General features: G+C 66.5%; 20 protein-coding genes. 1 reads left to right on the top strand and 19 read right to left on the bottom strand.

The window, feature by feature from the left end; all coding sequences use genetic code 11:
- Window positions 1-7: 7 nt before the first annotated feature.
- The 16 genes from BEP68_RS06390 to dapA all read right to left on the bottom strand — a co-directional run bounded on the left by BEP68_RS06390 (window position 8) and on the right by dapA (window position 15,281).
- On the bottom strand, window positions 8-658 hold the full coding sequence (locus BEP68_RS06390) for an HAD family hydrolase (protein ID WP_187249528.1): 651 nt from the start codon (window positions 656-658) through the stop codon (window positions 8-10).
- A complete protein-coding gene (gene dapF / locus BEP68_RS06385; RefSeq protein ID WP_053095842.1) occupies window positions 658-1,530 on the bottom strand; it encodes a diaminopimelate epimerase in 873 nt (290 codons plus the stop codon). Before dapF ends, BEP68_RS06390 begins: the two co-directional genes overlap by 1 nt.
- A gap of 22 nt (window positions 1,531-1,552) precedes the next feature.
- Complete coding sequence (locus tag BEP68_RS06380; RefSeq protein WP_187249527.1) at window positions 1,553-2,029, bottom strand: GNAT family acetyltransferase; 477 nt, start codon at window positions 2,027-2,029, stop codon at window positions 1,553-1,555.
- Window positions 2,022-2,549: a dihydrofolate reductase family protein gene (locus BEP68_RS06375; RefSeq protein ID WP_056278524.1), complete on the bottom strand. Its 528-nt coding sequence runs from the start codon at window positions 2,547-2,549 to the stop codon at window positions 2,022-2,024. The genes BEP68_RS06380 and BEP68_RS06375 overlap by 8 nt, the downstream gene beginning before the upstream one ends.
- Window positions 2,550-2,607: 58 nt before the next feature.
- The gene (miaA, locus tag BEP68_RS06370) at window positions 2,608-3,546 is read right to left on the bottom strand and encodes a tRNA (adenosine(37)-N6)-dimethylallyltransferase MiaA (RefSeq protein ID WP_187249608.1); all 939 of its coding nucleotides are present in this window, start codon (window positions 3,544-3,546) and stop codon (window positions 2,608-2,610) included.
- Window positions 3,547-3,578: 32 nt separating this feature from the next.
- A complete protein-coding gene (miaB, locus tag BEP68_RS06365; RefSeq protein ID WP_072591155.1) occupies window positions 3,579-5,126 on the bottom strand; it encodes a tRNA (N6-isopentenyl adenosine(37)-C2)-methylthiotransferase MiaB in 1,548 nt (515 codons plus the stop codon).
- An 82-nt stretch (window positions 5,127-5,208) separates the two neighbouring features.
- Window positions 5,209-5,784: a regulatory protein RecX gene (locus BEP68_RS06360; protein WP_261987735.1), complete on the bottom strand. Its 576-nt coding sequence runs from the start codon at window positions 5,782-5,784 to the stop codon at window positions 5,209-5,211.
- A gap of 306 nt (window positions 5,785-6,090) precedes the next feature.
- Entirely contained in the window at window positions 6,091-7,134 is a 1,044-nt protein-coding gene (gene recA / locus BEP68_RS06355; protein ID WP_053095836.1) for a recombinase RecA, read from the bottom strand.
- 284 nt (window positions 7,135-7,418) lie between these two features.
- Window positions 7,419-7,643, bottom strand: a complete 225-nt coding sequence (locus tag BEP68_RS06350; protein ID WP_053095835.1) for a DUF3046 domain-containing protein — start codon at window positions 7,641-7,643, stop codon at window positions 7,419-7,421.
- Window positions 7,644-7,666: 23 nt separating this feature from the next.
- Window positions 7,667-7,975 carry a helix-turn-helix domain-containing protein gene (locus BEP68_RS06345; protein ID WP_042541772.1) on the bottom strand — a complete coding sequence of 103 codons (309 nt, stop codon included), beginning with the start codon at window positions 7,973-7,975 and terminating at the stop codon, window positions 7,667-7,669.
- A 141-nt stretch (window positions 7,976-8,116) separates the two neighbouring features.
- Window positions 8,117-8,599, bottom strand: coding sequence for a CinA family protein (locus BEP68_RS06340; RefSeq protein WP_187249525.1), 483 nt, complete (start codon window positions 8,597-8,599; stop codon window positions 8,117-8,119).
- Window positions 8,596-9,171, bottom strand: coding sequence for a CDP-diacylglycerol--glycerol-3-phosphate 3-phosphatidyltransferase (pgsA, locus tag BEP68_RS06335; protein WP_053095833.1), 576 nt, complete (start codon window positions 9,169-9,171; stop codon window positions 8,596-8,598). The genes BEP68_RS06340 and pgsA overlap by 4 nt, the downstream gene beginning before the upstream one ends.
- Window positions 9,171-11,909, bottom strand: coding sequence for an FtsK/SpoIIIE family DNA translocase (locus BEP68_RS06330; RefSeq protein WP_056278509.1), 2,739 nt, complete (start codon window positions 11,907-11,909; stop codon window positions 9,171-9,173). Before BEP68_RS06330 ends, pgsA begins: the two co-directional genes overlap by 1 nt.
- 81 nt (window positions 11,910-11,990) lie before the next feature.
- Window positions 11,991-12,485: a GNAT family N-acetyltransferase gene (locus BEP68_RS06325; RefSeq protein ID WP_056278507.1), complete on the bottom strand. Its 495-nt coding sequence runs from the start codon at window positions 12,483-12,485 to the stop codon at window positions 11,991-11,993.
- Window positions 12,486-12,558: 73 nt separating this feature from the next.
- Entirely contained in the window at window positions 12,559-14,235 is a 1,677-nt protein-coding gene (locus BEP68_RS06320; protein ID WP_053095830.1) for a ribonuclease J, read from the bottom strand.
- Between the two features lie 68 nt (window positions 14,236-14,303).
- Window positions 14,304-15,281: a 4-hydroxy-tetrahydrodipicolinate synthase gene (gene dapA, locus BEP68_RS06315; protein WP_053095829.1), complete on the bottom strand. Its 978-nt coding sequence runs from the start codon at window positions 15,279-15,281 to the stop codon at window positions 14,304-14,306.
- Window positions 15,282-15,393: 112 nt separating this feature from the next.
- Here dapA and BEP68_RS06310 point away from each other — a divergent pair, with 112 nt between their 5' ends.
- Complete coding sequence (locus BEP68_RS06310; RefSeq protein ID WP_056278504.1) at window positions 15,394-15,933, top strand: NUDIX domain-containing protein; 540 nt, start codon at window positions 15,394-15,396, stop codon at window positions 15,931-15,933.
- 60 nt (window positions 15,934-15,993) lie between these two features.
- Here BEP68_RS06310 and BEP68_RS06305 read toward each other — a convergent pair whose 3' ends face one another.
- From BEP68_RS06305 to BEP68_RS06295, 3 genes are read right to left on the bottom strand one after another with little or no spacing between them, the layout of a single operon-like run.
- Window positions 15,994-16,755 carry an SDR family NAD(P)-dependent oxidoreductase gene (locus BEP68_RS06305; protein WP_056278502.1) on the bottom strand — a complete coding sequence of 254 codons (762 nt, stop codon included), beginning with the start codon at window positions 16,753-16,755 and terminating at the stop codon, window positions 15,994-15,996.
- Window positions 16,755-17,231 (bottom strand): dihydrofolate reductase, encoded by a 477-nt coding sequence (locus BEP68_RS06300; protein ID WP_053095826.1) that lies wholly within the window; start codon window positions 17,229-17,231, stop codon window positions 16,755-16,757. The genes BEP68_RS06305 and BEP68_RS06300 overlap by 1 nt, the downstream gene beginning before the upstream one ends.
- Window positions 17,228-18,037: a thymidylate synthase gene (locus BEP68_RS06295; protein WP_187249524.1), complete on the bottom strand. Its 810-nt coding sequence runs from the start codon at window positions 18,035-18,037 to the stop codon at window positions 17,228-17,230. The genes BEP68_RS06300 and BEP68_RS06295 overlap by 4 nt, the downstream gene beginning before the upstream one ends.
- Between the last annotated feature and the right edge of the window lie 79 nt (window positions 18,038-18,116).

Below are 18,116 nucleotides of genomic sequence, written 5' to 3'. Positions count from 1 at the left end.
AGCGACATCAGCGACCGAGAAGGTCGGGAAGGTCGCGCATGTCGGCGAACACGACGGCTCCTTCCTGTTCGAGCCACTCGGCTGGGGTGAGCCCGCCGGCGTAGCCGTATACCCGCATCCCGGCGGCTCGAGCGGCGCGGACGCCGAACCGGCTGTCCTCGACCACCGCGCAGTGTTCGGGGTGCACCCCGAGCCGATCTGCGGCGTGCAGAAAGAGATCCGGGGCGGGCTTACCGACGACCACGTCTTCCACGCTGAAGATCCTTCCCTCGAATCGCGGAAGGAGACCGGTCATCCCGAGCGTTCGCCGGATCTTCGCATGGGTACCGCTCGAAGCCACGCACGTGGCCGTCACGATCTCGTCGAGTGCGTGCTCGACGCCGTCCACCGCGATCAGCTCAGCGAAGGCAGCGACGTACCACGGCTGATAGGTCGCCTCCCAGTCATCGCGAAGCGGGCTCCCGAGGAACGACTCGATCTCCGAGCGGAAGTAGGCGGCAGAACGTCCGACGAACCGGTGCACGATCTCGTCCGAGGACAGTTCCCACCCGAGATCGGCGAGTACCCGCCGGTCCACCTCGATCGAGAGCCGCTCGCTGTCGACGAGGACTCCGTCGCAGTCGAAGATGAGCAGATCGATCGGACCGGTCGCGCCCATCAGATCAGGTCGACCTCGCCGCTGAACACGAGCTGCGCGGGGCCGGACAGCGCGACGTGCTCGCCGTCCTCCGCGGGGAACATGCGCACGCCGAGCGTGCCACCCGGCACCTCGACCCGCCAGTTGTCGGGCGCCTTCGCACCTGCCCAGTAGCGCACCGCCAGAGCTGTGGCCGCCACACCCGTGCCACAGCTGAGGGTCTCCCCCACACCGCGCTCGGAGACGCGCATCGAGACGTGCCCGATCCCGTCCCGCACAAGCGGCTCACCCGGGACGACGAACTCGACGTTCGCACCCGCGGGCGGGGTGGGTTCGAGCACCGGAGCACGGTGGAGTTCGAGTGAGGCGAGTTCCGCCTCGGATGCGAGGGCGACCACCACATGAGGATTCCCGACGTCGATGCCCAGCCCCGGGCGCGTGACGGGGAGCCCGTCCGCCGTGACAAGAGGGTCGTCGCCGGAGAGCTTCCACAGGCCGAGATCCACCTGATATCCCGTCTCACTGCGGGTCACGTCGCGCACGCCCGCTCGGGTTCCGATCGGGAGCGTCGAGCCGGGCTGGATCGTGGCGAGCCCGGATCGCACGAGATAGTGCGCGAAGACGCGGATGCCGTTGCCGCACATCTCGGCGATCGATCCGTCGGCGTTGCGGTAGTCCATGAACCATTCAGCTGCCGGCTCCTCAGCGAGTGACGCCCGCCCGTCCACGATCGCTGCAGAGCGCACGACACGAAGGATGCCGTCGGCTCCGATGCCGCGGTGCCGGTCACAGAGCACTGCGACCTGTTCCGAGCTGAGTTCCAGTGAGCCGTCGGGGTCGGCGATGATCACGAAATCGTTGCCCGTACCGTGCCCTTTCGTGAATGCGACCATTCGTCCAGTCTAGAGATCTCGGCTAGGCGTCGACGATCAGGCGTCTGCCCGTGTTCGACACGGAGAATCGTTCGTAGCCCAGGTCGTCATAGAAAACGAGGACGCCTTCGTTCCCCTCCCTGACCATGAGCTGCACCTTCGGGCAGCCCATGGCGACGAGAAGCCGTTCGGCCTCGTGCACGAGTGCTCGCGCGATCCCCCGCTGGCGGTGCGACTTGGCGGTCGCCAGGTAGTACAGCCAGCCGCGGTGGCCGTCGTAGCCGGCCATGACCGTCCCGAGGATCGTCGCTGAGCTCGATTCGGGCTCGGTGCTCTCGACGACCAGAAACAGCTCCGGCTGCACCGTGAGCTTGCGCTCGATGTCGAGCCGCGGATCGTTCCACGGGCGCGTGAGCCCGGCCTCGTCCCAGAGCGCGACAACCGCCTCGGTGTGCGCCCGGTCGAACGCCCGGACCGGCCAGCTCTCGACTGCGCGCCGAGGGGCTGACGCCTCAGCCACGGCGCACGCGGTAACGCCCGCACATGAAGTTGCGGTTGCGAGCCACCTCGAGGAGCTCGAGGTCCAGCATCCGCGGCAACAGGGGTGCCCCGGATCCGAGAGTGACCGGCGCGTACTGCACCCACACCTCATCGAGAAGACCCGCATCCGCGAACTGCCCGGCCAGGTCTCCGCCACCGACGACCCACAGATCCTTGCCGCCGGCGGCAGTGACCATCTCGGAATGAACGGCGGTCACATCGCCCTGCGCCTTGCGGACGTCGGCGCCGACGGGAATCTCGAGCTCCCTGTGCGTGAACACCCAGGTCGGCTGCTCGTAGCCCCAGCGCCCCTCTTCGTGCTGCATGACCCAGTTGTAGGTCGATGCCCCCATGGCCAGCGCCCCGATCGTCTTCTCGAACGCCCCATAGGACATCGGTCCTTCGGCGTCGATGTCCTGCTTGAGGAGCCAATCGAGGGAGTGCTGGTCAGTCGCGATGAAACCGTCGAGGCTGCTCGCCGTGTAGAAGTGGGTGGCCATGCATCCACCTTCTCATCGGTCACCGACATCGCGCGATGGCGGTGAGGGAGATGTCGACTCAGGACTCGACGAGTGCCGTCGCGTCGACCGGGGGTTCGTGCCAGGTGAGACCCGGATACCGCTTGAACCAGGACACCTGACGTCGGGCATACCGACGCGTGAGGGCCTGCGTCTCGGCGATCGCCTCGTCTTGACTGAGCCGCCCGTCGATCTGCCCCAGAGCCTGGGAGTAGCCGATGGCACGCTGCGCAGTGACGCCATCCTCGAGCCCTTGCCGCCGGAGCCCCGCCACCTCGTCGACGAGGCCTGCACGCCACATCTGTTCGACCCGCGCGTCGAGCCGTTCGACGAGGACGCTGCGCTCGACATGGAGACCGATCAGTCGGGTGTCCGCCTGCCAGAGCGACGGCTGTTCCGGCAGAGCGGCACCGTGCGTGGCGCTGCCCTGCTCGAGCACCTCGAGGGCGCGGATCACCCGTCTCCCGTTGTGCGGGTCGACGCGCGCCGCCGTGGCCGGGTCGAGCGCTCTCAGCCGGTCGAGCATCGCCCCCGCACCCTCGTCCTCGAGCTCGCGTTCGAGCCGAGCGCGGATGACCGGGTCGCGCGGCGGGAAGGCGAAGTCGAAGACGACGCTGGAGACGTAAAGCCCGGAGCCGCCGACGAGGATGGCGTCAGCACCACGGCGCTGGATATCGATGATCACGGAGCGCGCAAGAGGCTGATACCAGGCCACCGCCGCTTCCTCGTCGACCTCGCGCACGTCGAAGAGGTGGTGCGGAATGCCGCGTCGTTCAGCAGCGGAAAGCTTCGCCGTGCCGATGTCCATTCCGCGGTAGAGCTGCATCGCATCGGCGTTCACGATCTCGGCCGCGTTGCCCCGCCGGCGCAGCGCCGCGGCGAGATCGAGCGCGAGATCGCTCTTGCCCGTCCCGGTCGCGCCGACGACCGCCCAGAGCCGCGGCGCATCGTGCGTGCCGCCCGGCTCCGTACCCGTCATCCCTTGGATACCGGCTTCGTCGCGAGCAGCGGTCACCTGCCGACGCGCAGCGTCGGCAGGCCGAGAGACACCGCCCGCGTGCCGTCGGGCGCCGCAGGCGCCGGCACGGCGCACGATTCCGCCTGGGCGCGATCCCACGCGTCCCCGCCGCGCGTGCGACGGATCTTGAGCGGGGAGCCCGTCGGGTCATCGGCGAGCAGGTGGAACGGAGCCGCATGGGTGATGGTCACCGAGACGACGTCACCGGGCCGGGGAACAGCCGACCCCGGGGTCACCTCGAAGTGCACGAGGCGGTTGTCTTCCCCCCGGCCGGTCAGCCTATGCGTCTCGGCGTCCTTCTTACCCTCGCCCGTCGAGACGAGGACCTCGACCTCGCGGCCGATCTGCTTCTGGTTCTCTTCGAGCGAGATGCGCTCCTGCAGCGCGATGAGCCGGTTGTAGCGTTCCTGCACGACGGCCTTCGGAACCTGGTCTTCCATGGTCGCCGCCGGTGTGCCCTCGCGGATCGAGTACTGGAAGGTGAAGGCGCTCGAGAAGCGGGCCTGTTCGACCACCCGCATCGTGTCCTCGAAGTCCGCCTCGGTCTCACCGGGGAACCCGACGATGATGTCGGTGGTGATCGCGGCATGCGGAATGCGATCACGGACGCGGTCGAGGATTCCGAGGAACCTCTCACTGCGATAAGAACGACGCATGGACTTGAGGATGCGATCGCTGCCGGACTGCAGCGGCATGTGAAGCTGCGGCATCACAGTGGGAGTCTCAGCCATCGCGTCGATCACGTCGTCGGTGAACGCAGCCGGGTGAGGACTCGTGAAGCGAATGCGCTCGAGTCCTTCGATCTCGCCCGCCGCGCGCAGGAGCTTGCCGAATGCCTGGCGATCGCCGAACTCCACGCCGTAGGAGTTGACGTTCTGTCCGAGCAGGGTGACCTCGATGGCACCGTCCTCCACGAGGAGGCGGATCTCGTTCAGGATGTCACCCGGACGGCGGTCCTTCTCCTTGCCGCGAAGGCTCGGAACGATGCAGAAGGTGCACGTGTTGTTGCATCCGACCGAGATGGACACCCACCCGCTGTGCGCAGAGTCGCGCTTGGTCGGGAGCGTCGAGGGAAACACCTCGAGCGACTCGAGGATCTCCAGCTCGGCGTCACCGTTGTGTCGCGCTCTCTCGAGAAGGCCGGGAAGCGACCCCATGTTGTGCGTGCCGAAGACCACATCGACCCATGGGGCCTTGTCGAGAACGGCTTGCTTGTCCATCTGGGCGAGACAGCCCCCGACGGCGATCTGCATGCCGTCCTTGCGGCGCTTCACCGAAGCGAGCTGACCGAGGGTCCCGTAGAGCTTGCCCGCGGCATTGTCGCGAACTGCGCACGTGTTGATGATCACGACATCGGCCTCGGCGCCGTCCGTGGCTCGGACGTATCCCGCACTTTCGAGCGAGCCCGAGAGACGTTCGGAATCGTGGACGTTCATCTGGCAGCCGAAGGTGCGGACCTCGTACGAACGCTGGCGCCCGTCACGGTCGATTGCGGCTGACGACGACGCGATGATCGTCGGTTCACTGCGCGGGATAGTCATGATCTCCCCATTGTACGAGCGGTTCCCCCCTCGCTGCCGCTGACCGGGCCGGCTACCGGGCAGGTGCGCGCCCTCCGCCGCCTCAGTCCGAATCGACGAATCGGACCCGCGACGAGGAAGAGCCGGAAGAACCCTCGGCGAGGGCCGTCTTCGCAGCCGTCATCGCGACAGAACCGTTGTACCCGCGACGTGATAGCTGACCGACGAGGCGTCTCAGAGCAGTATCCGGGTCGAGGCGGGACATCGATCGTGCTTTCGAGCGAGCGTACTCGAGTGCGCGCTCCGCGTCGTCGTCGGGAACATCGCCCAATGCCGCGTCGATCACATCGCGGGGAATCCCCCGCAGCGAGAGCGCCCGCGACAGAGCGACGCGCCCCTGTCCTTTTCGCTCGATTCCCGACATCACGAGCTGATCGGCGAGAACCGCGTCATCGAGGTAGCCGCGGCGACAGAAGTCGTCGATCACGTCGTCGATCGATCCGGAGTCGAGCCGGACGCCGTTCTCTTCGTAGCCCCTGAGCACCATCCGCGCCTCGGACAACGAGAGCGATCGAGCCCTCAGCTTGCGCACGAGAAGCTCCTCGGCGTCGACACGCAGCTTCGACGGATCGACTCCGCTCTCATCTGCTGAGTCTTCGTGCGGCTGCAGTGCACGCAATCGGGGAGCAGACCGAGCCGCAGCGCCACGAGCTGGATGCCGTTCGCTGGGCCCACGAGAGTCGACGAGTGGAGCTGGAGCCGAGTCGCCGGTGGATGCGACTCCTGCCGCCGTCGATTCCTCGTGGCCTGCGTCTTCCGCAGCGCGGGGGGTGCCTGCATCGGACCCGGCAGAGCTTCGATCGACCGGCTTCATCCGCGCGGAATCACGGCCGAACAGAGGGATGATGGGGGCGAGCTCCTGAGGCTCGCCCCCGCCATCACTCATGGTTCGCTCCGGTTGCGCCACAACCGCGAACCATCACGATCATGCCGGGCGGCGCTCGGCGAGCTCGTCAGCAGGTGCCTCGGTGGCTCCTCCGATGCCGAGCTTCTGCTTGATCTGGGTCTCGATCGCCAGCGCGATGTCGGGGTTCTTGAGCAGGAACGTTCGCGCGTTCTCCTTGCCCTGTCCCAGCTGGTCACCGTCATAGGTGTACCAGGACCCGGACTTCTTGACGATGCCGTGCTCCACACCGAAGTCGATCAGGCTGCCCTCACGGGAGATGCCGACGCCGTAGAGGATGTCGAACTCAGCCTGCTTGAACGGCGGAGCCATCTTGTTCTTCACGACCTTGACCCTCGTACGGTTTCCGACTGCGTCGGTGCCGTCCTTCAGAGTCTCGATTCGGCGGATGTCCATTCGGACGGACGCGTAGAACTTCAGCGCCTTTCCACCCGCGGTGGTCTCCGGCGAGCCGAAGAAGACACCGATCTTCTCGCGCAGCTGGTTGATGAAGATCATCGTGGTGTTCGTCTGGTTGAGCCCACCGGTGAGCTTTCGCAGCGCCTGAGACATCAGACGAGCCTGCAGACCCACGTGGGAGTCACCCATCTCGCCCTCGATCTCGGCTCGAGGCACGAGCGCGGCCACGGAGTCGATGACGATCAGGTCGATCGCCCCGGAGCGGACGAGCATGTCCGCGATCTCGAGCGCCTGCTCACCCGTGTCGGGCTGCGAGACGAGAAGGGCGTCGATGTCGACACCGAGCTTCGCGGCGTAGTCAGGGTCGAGCGCGTGCTCGGCGTCGATGAAGGCAGCGATTCCGCCGGCGCGCTGAGCGTTGGCGATCGCGTGGAGGGTGAGCGTCGTCTTACCCGACGACTCAGGACCGTAGATCTCGACGATTCGCCCACGCGGCAGTCCTCCGACGCCGAGGGCGACATCGAGAGCGATGGAACCGGTCGGAATGACGGCGACAGGCGCACGCTCGTCGCTGCCCAGTCTCATGACCGAGCCCTTTCCGAACTGACGATCGATCTGGGCGAGGGCGGTCTCGAGGGACTTCTCGCGGTCAGCGGGTGATGGCATGACGTGCTCCTTATGCTCGCGTGGTGCCGCCTGTAGGCTGTCGCGGTCCTCCCGGCTGGGCGGAACTCTCCGACAAGGCGTATGGCTCTTCGGCTTGTTCTTCACCGTAGGAGGAGCCTCCGACATTGCGTCGTCAGCACCGCGAAACAGGGAGAGAAACGTCTCTGAACCACTTGTGCAGAAGACTACGCCCGTTTCGAACACATATTCGACGACACGCCGTCGCGGCGTGTCGCAAATCGAAACCGCCTCGAACGCGCCCTCGCCGCGAACACCTCAGAGGGTCATCGCTTGCGCGGCTCCAGACGACCTGCACCGTGTCGCCGCTCCAGGGGGACATCCGTCTCGGCGCACAGCGCCAGCCAGATCTCGCGCGGTGCGACGCCAGCGTCCAGCGCTTCGTCGGCAGTGCGCCCGGCGAGCTGAGTCAGAACCAGGTCGCTGATCAGAGATGACCCGCGACCGCCGAATTCCGCGTCGACTGCGCGGAGGAACTCACTACGTCGCATCAGAGGCTATGAGAGTCCGACGTTCAGTGGAGCGACAGCTCGGGCTCGACAGAAGCCACGAGGTCGTCCGGAACGACATCAGGGAAGACCTGAATGCCTTCGAGGACCGAGATCCGGTCGCCGACCTCGCGCATGATGATCGAGATGGGAACATCCAGAGCGTCAGCCACCGAGGCGAGAATCTCACTCGATGCTTCCTTCTGGCCCCGCTCGACCTCGCTGAGATAGCCCAGCGCCACAGAAGCCTTGCTCGCAACCTGCCGGAGCGTCCGCCCCTTCTGCAGGCGGAAGTCCCTCAGCACATCGCCGATTTCCTGTCGCACAAGAATCATCGGAACCTCCTCCCAGATCGCCTTCTCGAGGTCTCCCTCGAAGAGACCGCCAGTCTAGTCCTACCGACCTTCACAAAATCTACCTTCGCACGCTGTGCTTTCGGTGTGAGCACATAGGACATAACGGAGCGCACCCACCCCCTATTCCCGCAGAACCCGAGCGAGCATATCGATCGCCGCGTCGACCGCCCGCGCCCGCACCTCGGCACGATCACCGGCGAATCGAAACAACTCGGTCACCGAGGAATCCGGCGTCACCACGGCCACATGCACCGTGCCGACCGGCTGACCGTCAGGTGAGTCCGGCCCCGCGATACCCGTGGTCGAGACGCCGACGTCGGCAGGGGCCCCGTCGACGTTCAACGCACCGCGCACCCCCGCCGCCATCTGAAGAGCGACGTCGGGGTGCACGGGACCGTGCGCGTCGAGCAGCGCGTCGTCGACGCCCAGCAGCGTGTGCTTCACCGGAGTGGCGTACGCGACGATCGCTCCGCGGAGGGAGGCGGACGCCCCCGGCACGGAGACGAACTCGGCCGCGAGAGCACCGCCCGTCAACGACTCCGCGACACCGAGCGTCCAGCCACGCTCGACCAGCGCGGCGAGCACGGCCGACGCAGATGTCACGAGGGCTGCCGCGCGCCTCGCACCTGCGCGACGATGTAGTCGATTCCGCTCGCCACGGTCAGGATCAGCACGAGCACCATCAGGATCGCGGTCACGAGCAGCCACGGCTCCAGCCCGATCACGACGTGCAACGGAAGCAGCGCCCAGGACAGGGCCACCGCCTGCACTGCCGTCTTGATCTTGCCCATCCAGGCCGCAGCCACGACGTGCTCCTTCGCCACCATGAGACGGTGGATCGTGATGCCCCACTCCCGAATGAGGATGATGATCACCAGCCACCAGTTCAGCTCGCCGAGTATCGCGAGACCGATGAAACCGGCGCCGGTGAGCAGCTTGTCGGCGATCGGGTCCCAGAGCTTTCCGAAGTCGCTGACGATCTCGTAGCGGCGGGCCAGATAGCCATCGACCCAATCGGTCGAGATCGCGACGATGAAGAGAACGGCGGCGATCCAGCGGACAGCGATGTCGTCGAGTCCGAACGTGCCACCGATCAGCAGGAGGACGAAGAAGATCACCGCGAGCGGTATGCGCGCGACCGTGATCGCGTTGGGAAGCTGCCGTGGAATGGCCATCAGTCGCGTCCCGTCAGTCCCCAGGCGTCTTCGTCGCCATCGTCTTCAGCCTCGACCACAGGGAGTCCCTGGAACTGCGCCTCGACCGGGTCGTGCGGCGTCCCGGCAGCAGTCGCCGCCGAGGAGGGGGCAGGCGGCTTCGGCGGAGTGTCGTCGCCTCGCAGCTTCGCCATGACCTGGGGCAGCTGTTCGGCCGTCGCCAGCACATCGCGCGCTTTGGATCCTTCTGACGGGCCGACGATCTCTCGCGACTCGAGGAGGTCCATCAGGCGACCGGCCTTCGCGAACCCGACGCGGAGCTTGCGCTGCAGCATCGACGTCGACCCGAACTGCGACGACACGATGAGTTCGGCCGCGGCGAGAAGAAGCTCGAGATCGTCGCCGATGTCCTCGTCGACCTCCTTCTTCTTCGTGGGCTCCAGCGCTTCCTGGACGTCGGCGCGGTAGTCCGGACGGGCCTGACGCGTCACGTGCTTGACGACCGCGTCGATCTCCTTCTCATCGACCCACGCACCCTGCAGTCGGAACGGCTTGGACGACCCCATGGGCGAGAACAGCGCATCGCCCTGTCCGATCAGCTTGTCGGCGCCGGGGCTGTCGAGGATCACGCGGCTGTCTGTGACGCTCGTGACGGCGAACGCGAGGCGCGAGGGGACATTCGCCTTGATCAGACCGGTCACGACATCGACGCTGGGTCGCTGCGTCGCGAGCACGAGGTGGATACCGGACGCGCGTGCGAGCTGGGTGATGCGGACGATCGAGTCCTCGACATCGCGCGGGGCGACCATCATCAGGTCCGCCAGCTCGTCGACGACGACGAGGAGGTACGGGTAGGGCTTGAGCACGCGTTCGCTTCCCACGGGAAGCTCCACCTCGCCGGCGCGGACGGCACGGTTGAAGTCGTCGATGTGACGGAACCCGAACGACGCGAGGTCGTCGTACCGCATGTCCATCTCCTTCACGACCCACTGCAGCGCTTCCGCCGCCTTCTTGGGGTTCGTGATGATGGGTGTGATCAGGTGCGGCACCCCGGCGTAGCTCGTCAGCTCCACGCGCTTGGGGTCGATCAGGACCATCCGCACATCCGTGGGTCGGGCGCGCATGAGCAGACTCGTGATCATCGAGTTGACGAAGCTCGACTTTCCGGAGCCGGTGGAACCGGCGACAAGCAGGTGAGGCATCTTCGCGAGGTTGGCGATGACGATGTTCCCACCGACGTCCTTTCCGACGCCGATCGTCATCGGGTGGGTGCTCTTGTGCGCTGCCGGAGACCTGAGCACATCGCCGAGCGCGACCATCTCCTTGTCGGCGTTCGGGATCTCGATTCCGATCGCGCTCTTTCCGGGTATCGGCGAGAGGATCCGCACATCGTTCGATGCGACCGCATACGCGAAGTTGTTGCTCAGCTGGAGGATCTTCTCGACCTTGACGCCGTGCCCCACCTCGACCTCGTACTGGGTGACCGTGGGGCCACGCGAGAAACCAGTGACCTTCGCGTCGACCTTGAACTGCGTCAGCACGCTCGTGATCTGCTCGATCACCTTGTCGGTCGCCTCGGAGCGCGCGACCGGTGGAGGCCCTTCGACCAGAAGACCTGGCGACGGCAGCACGTACGGGGCGACGGGGGCCTGGGGGCCTCGCTCCCCCGGCCCTGCCGTGCCGAAGCCGTCGAGACCCGGAAGCTCCGGCATCTCTCCGGTGTCGGACTCGTCGTCGAGCAGTGCGGTGGTCTGCTGCCCTGCCAGGGATTCCGTCACGGACCGCACGTCCGTCAGCACCTCCGTCGCCGCGTCATACGGATCTTCCACGACGACGGCCTGATCGTAAGCCGGAGTCGGCTCGGAGGTCGTCAGCAGCGCGGTGATGTCGTCGGAGCCCAGCGTCCCCTCGTCGGGGTCTTCCTCACGGCCGGTCTTGTTCCGCCGCCACCAGGGAAGGACGTCGGGGTCGTCGACCTTGTCGGACTCGTCGATCGCCGCGGCTTCCTTCGCAGGCTTCTCGGTGCGCTCAGCGTCGAACATCCACGCGTAGAGGTCGCCCAGGCGCTGCCCGATACGGTTCGGCGGAGTCTTGGTCAGGATCAGGATGCTGAGTCCCGCCAGCAGGGCCAGGACGATGTAGGCACCCACCGGAGTGAGATACGAGAGCGGCTCACCGATCATCCAGCCGAAGAGACCGCCCGCTTCGCTGAGCGCAGGCATGCCGTCCCGGGGCTGCGCACGAACGAGCAGTCCGGCGGAGTCGACTCGACCCGCTGCGATGTGGCAGAAGCCAGCCAGGGTGAGCACGAAGAGTCCGAAGCCGATGCCGATGCGCCCGTTGTCGTGGACGGACGAGGGATGGCGGAACAGCCACCCTGCCAGCAGCAGCAGCAGCACGGGCATGACGAAAGCCACGCGCCCGACCAGAAGCCCCACCGAGTAGGCGCTGATGTTCGACGCGACCTCGTTGCCGATGAAGAACCATTCGTTGACCGCTCCGGCGATCGCCAGAAGCACCAGCAGGAAGGGGAATCCGTCGCGCCGGTCATCCTTTTCGAGCGTCTCCGGGCCGAATGCCCGGAACAGACCGCCGACGCCGTGGGCGAGCCCGTTCCACGCTCGTACCGCCACCGGAGGCTTGTCGATCTCGTCGATGTACTTCTTCGGCGCAGCCTGGGCCTTCGGCGCAGCCTGCCGCTTCGGGCGAGGCGTGGCGCTCTCGGACGCGCGCGCGGACTTCGTGGTACTCCTGGCCATGCTCTCACGTTACGGCCAGAGGCCGACATTCACCCGTAATGACGCGGCATTCCGGCCGGTTCCCGGGCCCGCGAAGGGAGATCAGGACGTGCGATGCACCATCGTGTCACGGAGATCCCCCGCGTCGGTGACCACGAAGCCCTCCGACCGATACAGGGCGTGCGCGAAGTTGTCCCGTTCGACGCTGAGGCTGATCCGAGGGTGCCCCTGCTCGCGCGCGTGGGTGACGAGGCGTCGAAGCAGGGTCCGTCCGACTCCGTGCGCCCGCCAGATCGGCTGCACTCCGATGATGAGCTCGGGCACCGCGGTTCCGACGAAACCGAAGCCTGCGTCGTCCGGCGCGAGCATCCGATACCACGCCGCACCGATGGGTCGCAGATCGGAGTCGAGCGCGATGAAACCGGCATCCGCCGGCCGCATCCACCCCGCGATGTAGCGCCGGTGCTCGACGGCGCTGAGAATCTCATGCCGAGCGCGTGCCCCGCCGGAGCGCCAGTTCGCCGCCTCGACGACCATGTCGCCGAGGAAGCTCCCGTCCGCCTGGTCGGCGGGTCGAATCGAGAAGACGTCCGGCATGGAGTGAGCCTAGGCCGTTCGCGTTACAGCCGAGTGTCGGTCGACTGGGAACCCGCGAACCACCGGGCTCCGATCACGCTTCGATGACCAGCGGGACGATCATCGGACGACGACGGAGCTTCTGGTTGACCCAGCGCCCGATGGTCCGACGGATGACCTGCGAGAGCGCATGCGTGTCGCGCACGCCGTTGCCGGAGGCCTCCTTGAGGGCGGCAATGATCTTCGGGGTGACGTCATCGAAGACGGAATCGTCTTCGGCGATGCCGCGCGCGTGGATCTCCGGACCGGAGATGATGCGACCTGTGGCGGCATCGACCACGACGATCACGGAGACGAAGCCCTCTTCAGCCAGGATCCGACGATCCTTGAGGTCTGCGTCCGTGATCGCGCCGACGGTCGAGCCGTCGACGTACACGAAACCGAGATCGAGCTGGCCGACCACTCGGGCGTCGCCGCCCTTCAGGTCGATGACCGTGCCGTTCGAGGCGATGATCGTGCGCTCGGCCTCGATGCCCGTGTCCTGCGCCAGCTTGGCGTTGGCGATCAGATGGCGGTACTCGCCGTGCACGGGCAGCACGTTCTTGGGTCGCAGGATGTTGTAGCAGTAGATGAGCTCACCCGCTGCAGCATGGCCCGAGACGTGCACCTTGGCGTTCGCCTTGTGCACCACGTTCGCGCCGAGCTTGGTCAGACCGTCGATCACGCGGTACACGGCATTCTCGTTGCCGGGGATGAGGCTCGAGGCCAGGATGACGGTGTCACCCGGTCCGGGCTCGATCGCATGGTCGAGGTTGGCCATGCGACTCAGAACGGCCATGGGCTCGCCTTGCGAGCCGGTGGACATGTAGACGATCTTGTCGTCCGGAAGGTCGCGGGCCTTCTTGTAGTCGATGAGAAGACCGCTTGGCACCTTCAGGTATCCGAGGTCCTCGGCGATCGTCATGTTGCGCAGCATGCTGCGTCCGAGCAGCGCGACCCGTCGGCCGTGCGCATGCGCGGCGTCGAGAACCTGCTGCACGCGGTGCACGTGACTCGAGAAGCTCGCGACGATGACCCGGCGAGGCGCCTTGCCGATGACCTGATCGAGCACGGGGCCGATCGAGCGCTCCGTGGGAGTGAACCCGGGCACGTCGGCGTTCGTCGAGTCGACGAGGAACAGGTCGACCCCTTCCTCGCCGAGGCGGGCGAACGCGCGGAGGTCGGTGATGCGTCCGTCGAGCGGAAGCTGGTCCATCTTGAAGTCGCCGGTCGCCAGCACGAGGCCCGCGGGAGTGCGGATCGCCACGGCGAGTGCGTCCGGGATCGAGTGGTTGACCGCGACGAACTCGAGGTCGAACGGTCCGACCTGCTCCCGCTGGCCCTCCTTCACCGTGAGGGTGTACGCCTTGATGCGGTGCTCCTTGAGCTTCGCCTCGACCAGCGCGAGCGTGAGGCCCGATCCGATCACGGGGATGTCGCTCTTCAGGCGCAGCAGGTAGGGAACGGCACCGATGTGGTCCTCGTGCCCGTGGGTGAGGACGACTCCGACGATGTCGTCGAGGCGGCTCTTGATCGGCTCGAAGTCCGGCAGGATCAGGTCGACTCCGGGCTGGTGCTCTTCCGGGAAGAGCACTCCGCAGTCGACGATCAGGATCTTGCCGTCGAACTCGAAGATGGTCATGTTGCGACCGATCTCACCGAGTCCGCCGAGCGGAGTGACCCGCAGCGTCCCCTCGTCGAGAGCTGCGGGTTCTGCGAGCGGGATGGACATGCTGTCTCCTCAGTCGGACACTCCACGCGTCCGTTCGTTCATGGTGACGCGCCTCGGCGCGTGCGTTCTCAGCGGGTCGTGCCGTGCACCTTCGGCAGGGCGCCGCCCGCGGCCGCGTTGCGGTCGGGGCGGAAGTTGGAGAAGTCTGCTCCCGGAACGTCCCTCACGAGATCGAGCTCGTCCTCGATGAGCGCGGCCTCCCACTCTTCGGGACCCACCAGGGGCAGACGCACGCGGGGGCTGGAGATCCGGCCCAGGCCGTGCAGGATGTACTTCGCGGCGACGGTTCCCGGGACATGCGTCATGACCGCGCGCACGAGCGGCTCGAGCCTCTTGTGCTCTGCCGTGGCCGTCGTCAGATCGCCTCGGTTGACGGCGTCGATGATGGTGCGGTACGGAGCCGCCGCGACGTTGGCGGTCACGCCGATCAGGCCGGTCGCGCCGATGGCGAGATGCGGCAGAACATTCGCGTCGTCTCCCGAGAAGTACATGAGGTCGGTCTGGTTCAGGACGCGGCTCACCTCGGAGAAGTCGCCCTTGGCGTCCTTCACTGCGAGGATGTTCGGGTGCTTGGCGAGGCGCAGGATGGTCTCGTACTTGATCGGCACGCCGGTGCGACCGGGGATGTCGTAGAGGATCACCGGCAGGTCGGTGGCGTCGGCCACCAGGCGGAAATGCGTGAGGATCCCGGCCTGGGTCGGCTTGTTGTAGTACGGCGTGACGATCATGATGGCGTCTGCGCCGGCCTTCTCGCTCGCCTTGTAGAGCTCGATCGCGTGCGCGGTCTCGTTGGATCCACCGCCGGTGATGATCTTGGCGCGTCCGGCCGAGACCGACTTTCCGACCTCGACGAGCTTGAGCTTCTCAGGGTCCGTCAGGGTCGAGGTCTCGCCGGTCGTTCCCGTCACGACGATTCCGTCAGCACCGGCGGTGATGACGTCATCGATGTGCTTCTCGACGGCGGGCCAATCGACTTCGCCGTCGGCCGTCATCGGAGTGACGAGCGCGACGAGAACCTGTCCGAAGGGGTTGCCCGAGTGCGTCATGCCCCCAGCGTATCGGTTCGGATGCCGCTCACCCAGACGAGGGACGGCGGATGACATCTCCCCGGACGATCGCGACCATCATCTTGATTGGGATCCACATAGGCTCGACTCCATGGCATGGGTCACACGCGAATCGTCGACGGTGTACGAGAACCGGTGGATCGAGGTTCGGGAGGACCAGGTCACGGGGCCCGGGGGCGATGGCATCTACGGCGTGGTGACCATGCGGCATCCGGCGGTCTTCGTCGTCGCACTCGATGACGAGGACCGCGTCTGCCTCATCACTCTCGAGCGCTACACGACCGGAGTGTCGATAGAGATTCCTGCCGGAGGAAGCGACGGCGAAGAACCGCTCGCTGCAGCGCAGCGCGAGCTGCTCGAGGAGACGGGCTTCGTCGCCGAGGACTGGACGGAACTCGGAACGATGAACGCCCTGAACGGGATCGCCCACGCCCCCGAGCACGTGTTCCTCGCTCGGGGTCTGACTCCGTCCGACGACTCCACTCACACGCAGGCGGAGGAGGGCATCGACGCCGTCACCTGGGTACCGTTCTCCGACGTCCTCGGCATGATCTCCGATGGCCGCATCACCGATGGAGAGACCGTGGCGGCGATCGGATACGCCGGTATCCGTCTGGGCAGATTCCGCTGATCTCCTAGCGCCCTCATTCGCGCACGGCGCGCCCACAGCGGGACGCGGTCGCGGTTCAGATCAGACGCGGCCGCGACGTGCGACGCCGGAGGTCAGCGCGCTCGGAAGCAGGGACGCGACAGCGACGATCGCCTTGTAACGCAGCGACGGGATCGAGACGGCCCTTCCGCGCGCCGCGTCACGGAGCGCCTCGCGGACCACATTCCGCGCGTCGAGCCACATGAAGCCGGGAACGCCCTCGTGCCCCGGTTCGAGTCCCATCCGCTCGTGGAAGGTCGTGTGCGTGAAACCCGGGCAGACGGCGGTGACCGTCACTCCGTCGGGTGCGTACTCGACATTCGCCCAGCGGCTGAATCCGATCAACCAGCTCTTGCACGCGGAATACGTGGAGCGCGAGATGAACCCTGCGACGGACGCGACGTTGATGATCCGGCCCCCACGGCCGCGCATCGTCTGAAGCGCCGCGTGCATGAGCCGCATCGACGCCTCGACGTGAACGCGCAGATGGCGCACCTCGTCGTCGATGTCGTTGTCGGCGAACTGCAGCGGGAGGCCGAAGCCTGCATTGTTGATGAGAAGGTCGACCGGATCGGAGGCATCACGGAGACGGTCGGCCACGCGCTCGACATCCTCGTCGATCGACAGGTCGGCGGGAAGCACCTCGACCGCGACACCGTGCTCGCTGCGCAACTCGGCCGCCACGACCTCGAGATCGCCGGCGGAACGTGCGACGAGGATCAGATCGGCTCGGCGCCGGGCCAACTGGCGCGCGAACTCTGCGCCGAGGCCGGCGCTCGCTCCGGTGATCAGTGCGGTGGGCATCAGCGCTCGTATCCCAGGAAGCGGAACCGGATGCCGGAGCGCGACGTCTGCCACTCCCCCTCGTTCACGAGCCGCCACCCGGCTTTGGACGGCGCATACGCGTCGCCGGAGACCTCGATGTCGAGCTCGGTGACTTCGAGGCGGTCGGCGTCGGCGATCACCAGGCGGAAGATCTCGGCGCCGCCGATGATCCATACCTTCTCGTGGCCCCGCACCGCGTCCGTGACGGTCGCGGCACGACGGGCGCCGTCCGCGGACCAGTCCTGCTGGCGGGTGATGACGATGTTCTCTCGCCCTGGAAGCGGGCGGAAGCGCTCAGGGAGCGAGTCCCACGTCTTGCGACCCATGATCACGGGAGCGCCGAGGGTGACTTCCTTGAAGTGAGCGAGATCCTCGGGGACGTTCCAGGGCATGCCGCCCTCTGCTCCGATGACGCCGCCGTGCGCCTCTGCCCAGATCAGCCCGACCCAGGTCATACCGCGACCGCCGCCCTGATCGGAGCGTGGTGCTGGTAATCCTCGACGACGAAGTCCTCGTAGCCGTAGTCGAAGATCGACTCGGGCTTCCGGGCGAACCTCAGCGTCGGGTATGGATACGGTTCGCGCGTGAGCTGTTCGTTCACCTGGTCGAGGTGATTGTCGTAGATGTGGCAGTCACCCCCGGTCCAGACGAAGTCGCCAGGCTCGAGTCCCACCTGCTGGGCGATCATCAGCGTCAGCAGGGCGTAGGACGCGATGTTGAACGGGACGCCGAGGAACAGGTCGGCGCTGCGCTGATAGAGCTGGCAGGAGAGCTTGCCGTCCGCCACGTAGAACTGGAACAGGGCGTGACAAGGAGCAAGCGCCATGTCGGGGATGTCGGCCGGGTTCCAGGCAGACACGATGAGTCGCCGGGAGTCGGGCGTCTGCCGGATCTGCTCGATCACCTGAGCGAGCTGATCGATGCTCTCACCCTCCGGCGTCGGCCAGCTGCGCCACTGCACTCCATAGACAGGACCCAGATCGCCGTCGGCATCCGCCCATTCGTCCCAGATGGTGACGCCATGCTCCTGCAGCCACTTCACATTCGAGTCGCCCCTGAGGAACCAGAGGAGCTCGTAGGCGATCGACTTGAAGTGCACCCGCTTCGTGGTGATGAGCGGGAAGCCCTCGGAGAGATCGAAGCGGATCTGCCGCCCGAAGACGCTGGTGGTGCCGGTTCCTGTTCGATCGGACTTGTGAGTGCCGGACTCCAGCACGTCTCGGAGAAGGTCTTCGTACGGCGTCGGGACGGCTGCGCTCATGTGTGCCAGACTACCCGCCCTGGGGGCTGTCGAGTCGGATCGTCACGATGCGACATATCGGCCCGGGCGGTGCCGGATC

The sequence above is a fragment of the Microbacterium sp. 4-7 genome, from assembly GCF_014332665.1.
Taxonomy (GTDB): Bacteria; Actinomycetota; Actinomycetes; order Actinomycetales; family Microbacteriaceae; genus Microbacterium.
The sequence above is the reverse complement of the archived record's forward strand: the minus strand, read 5'-3'. Positions and strand labels throughout refer to the sequence as shown.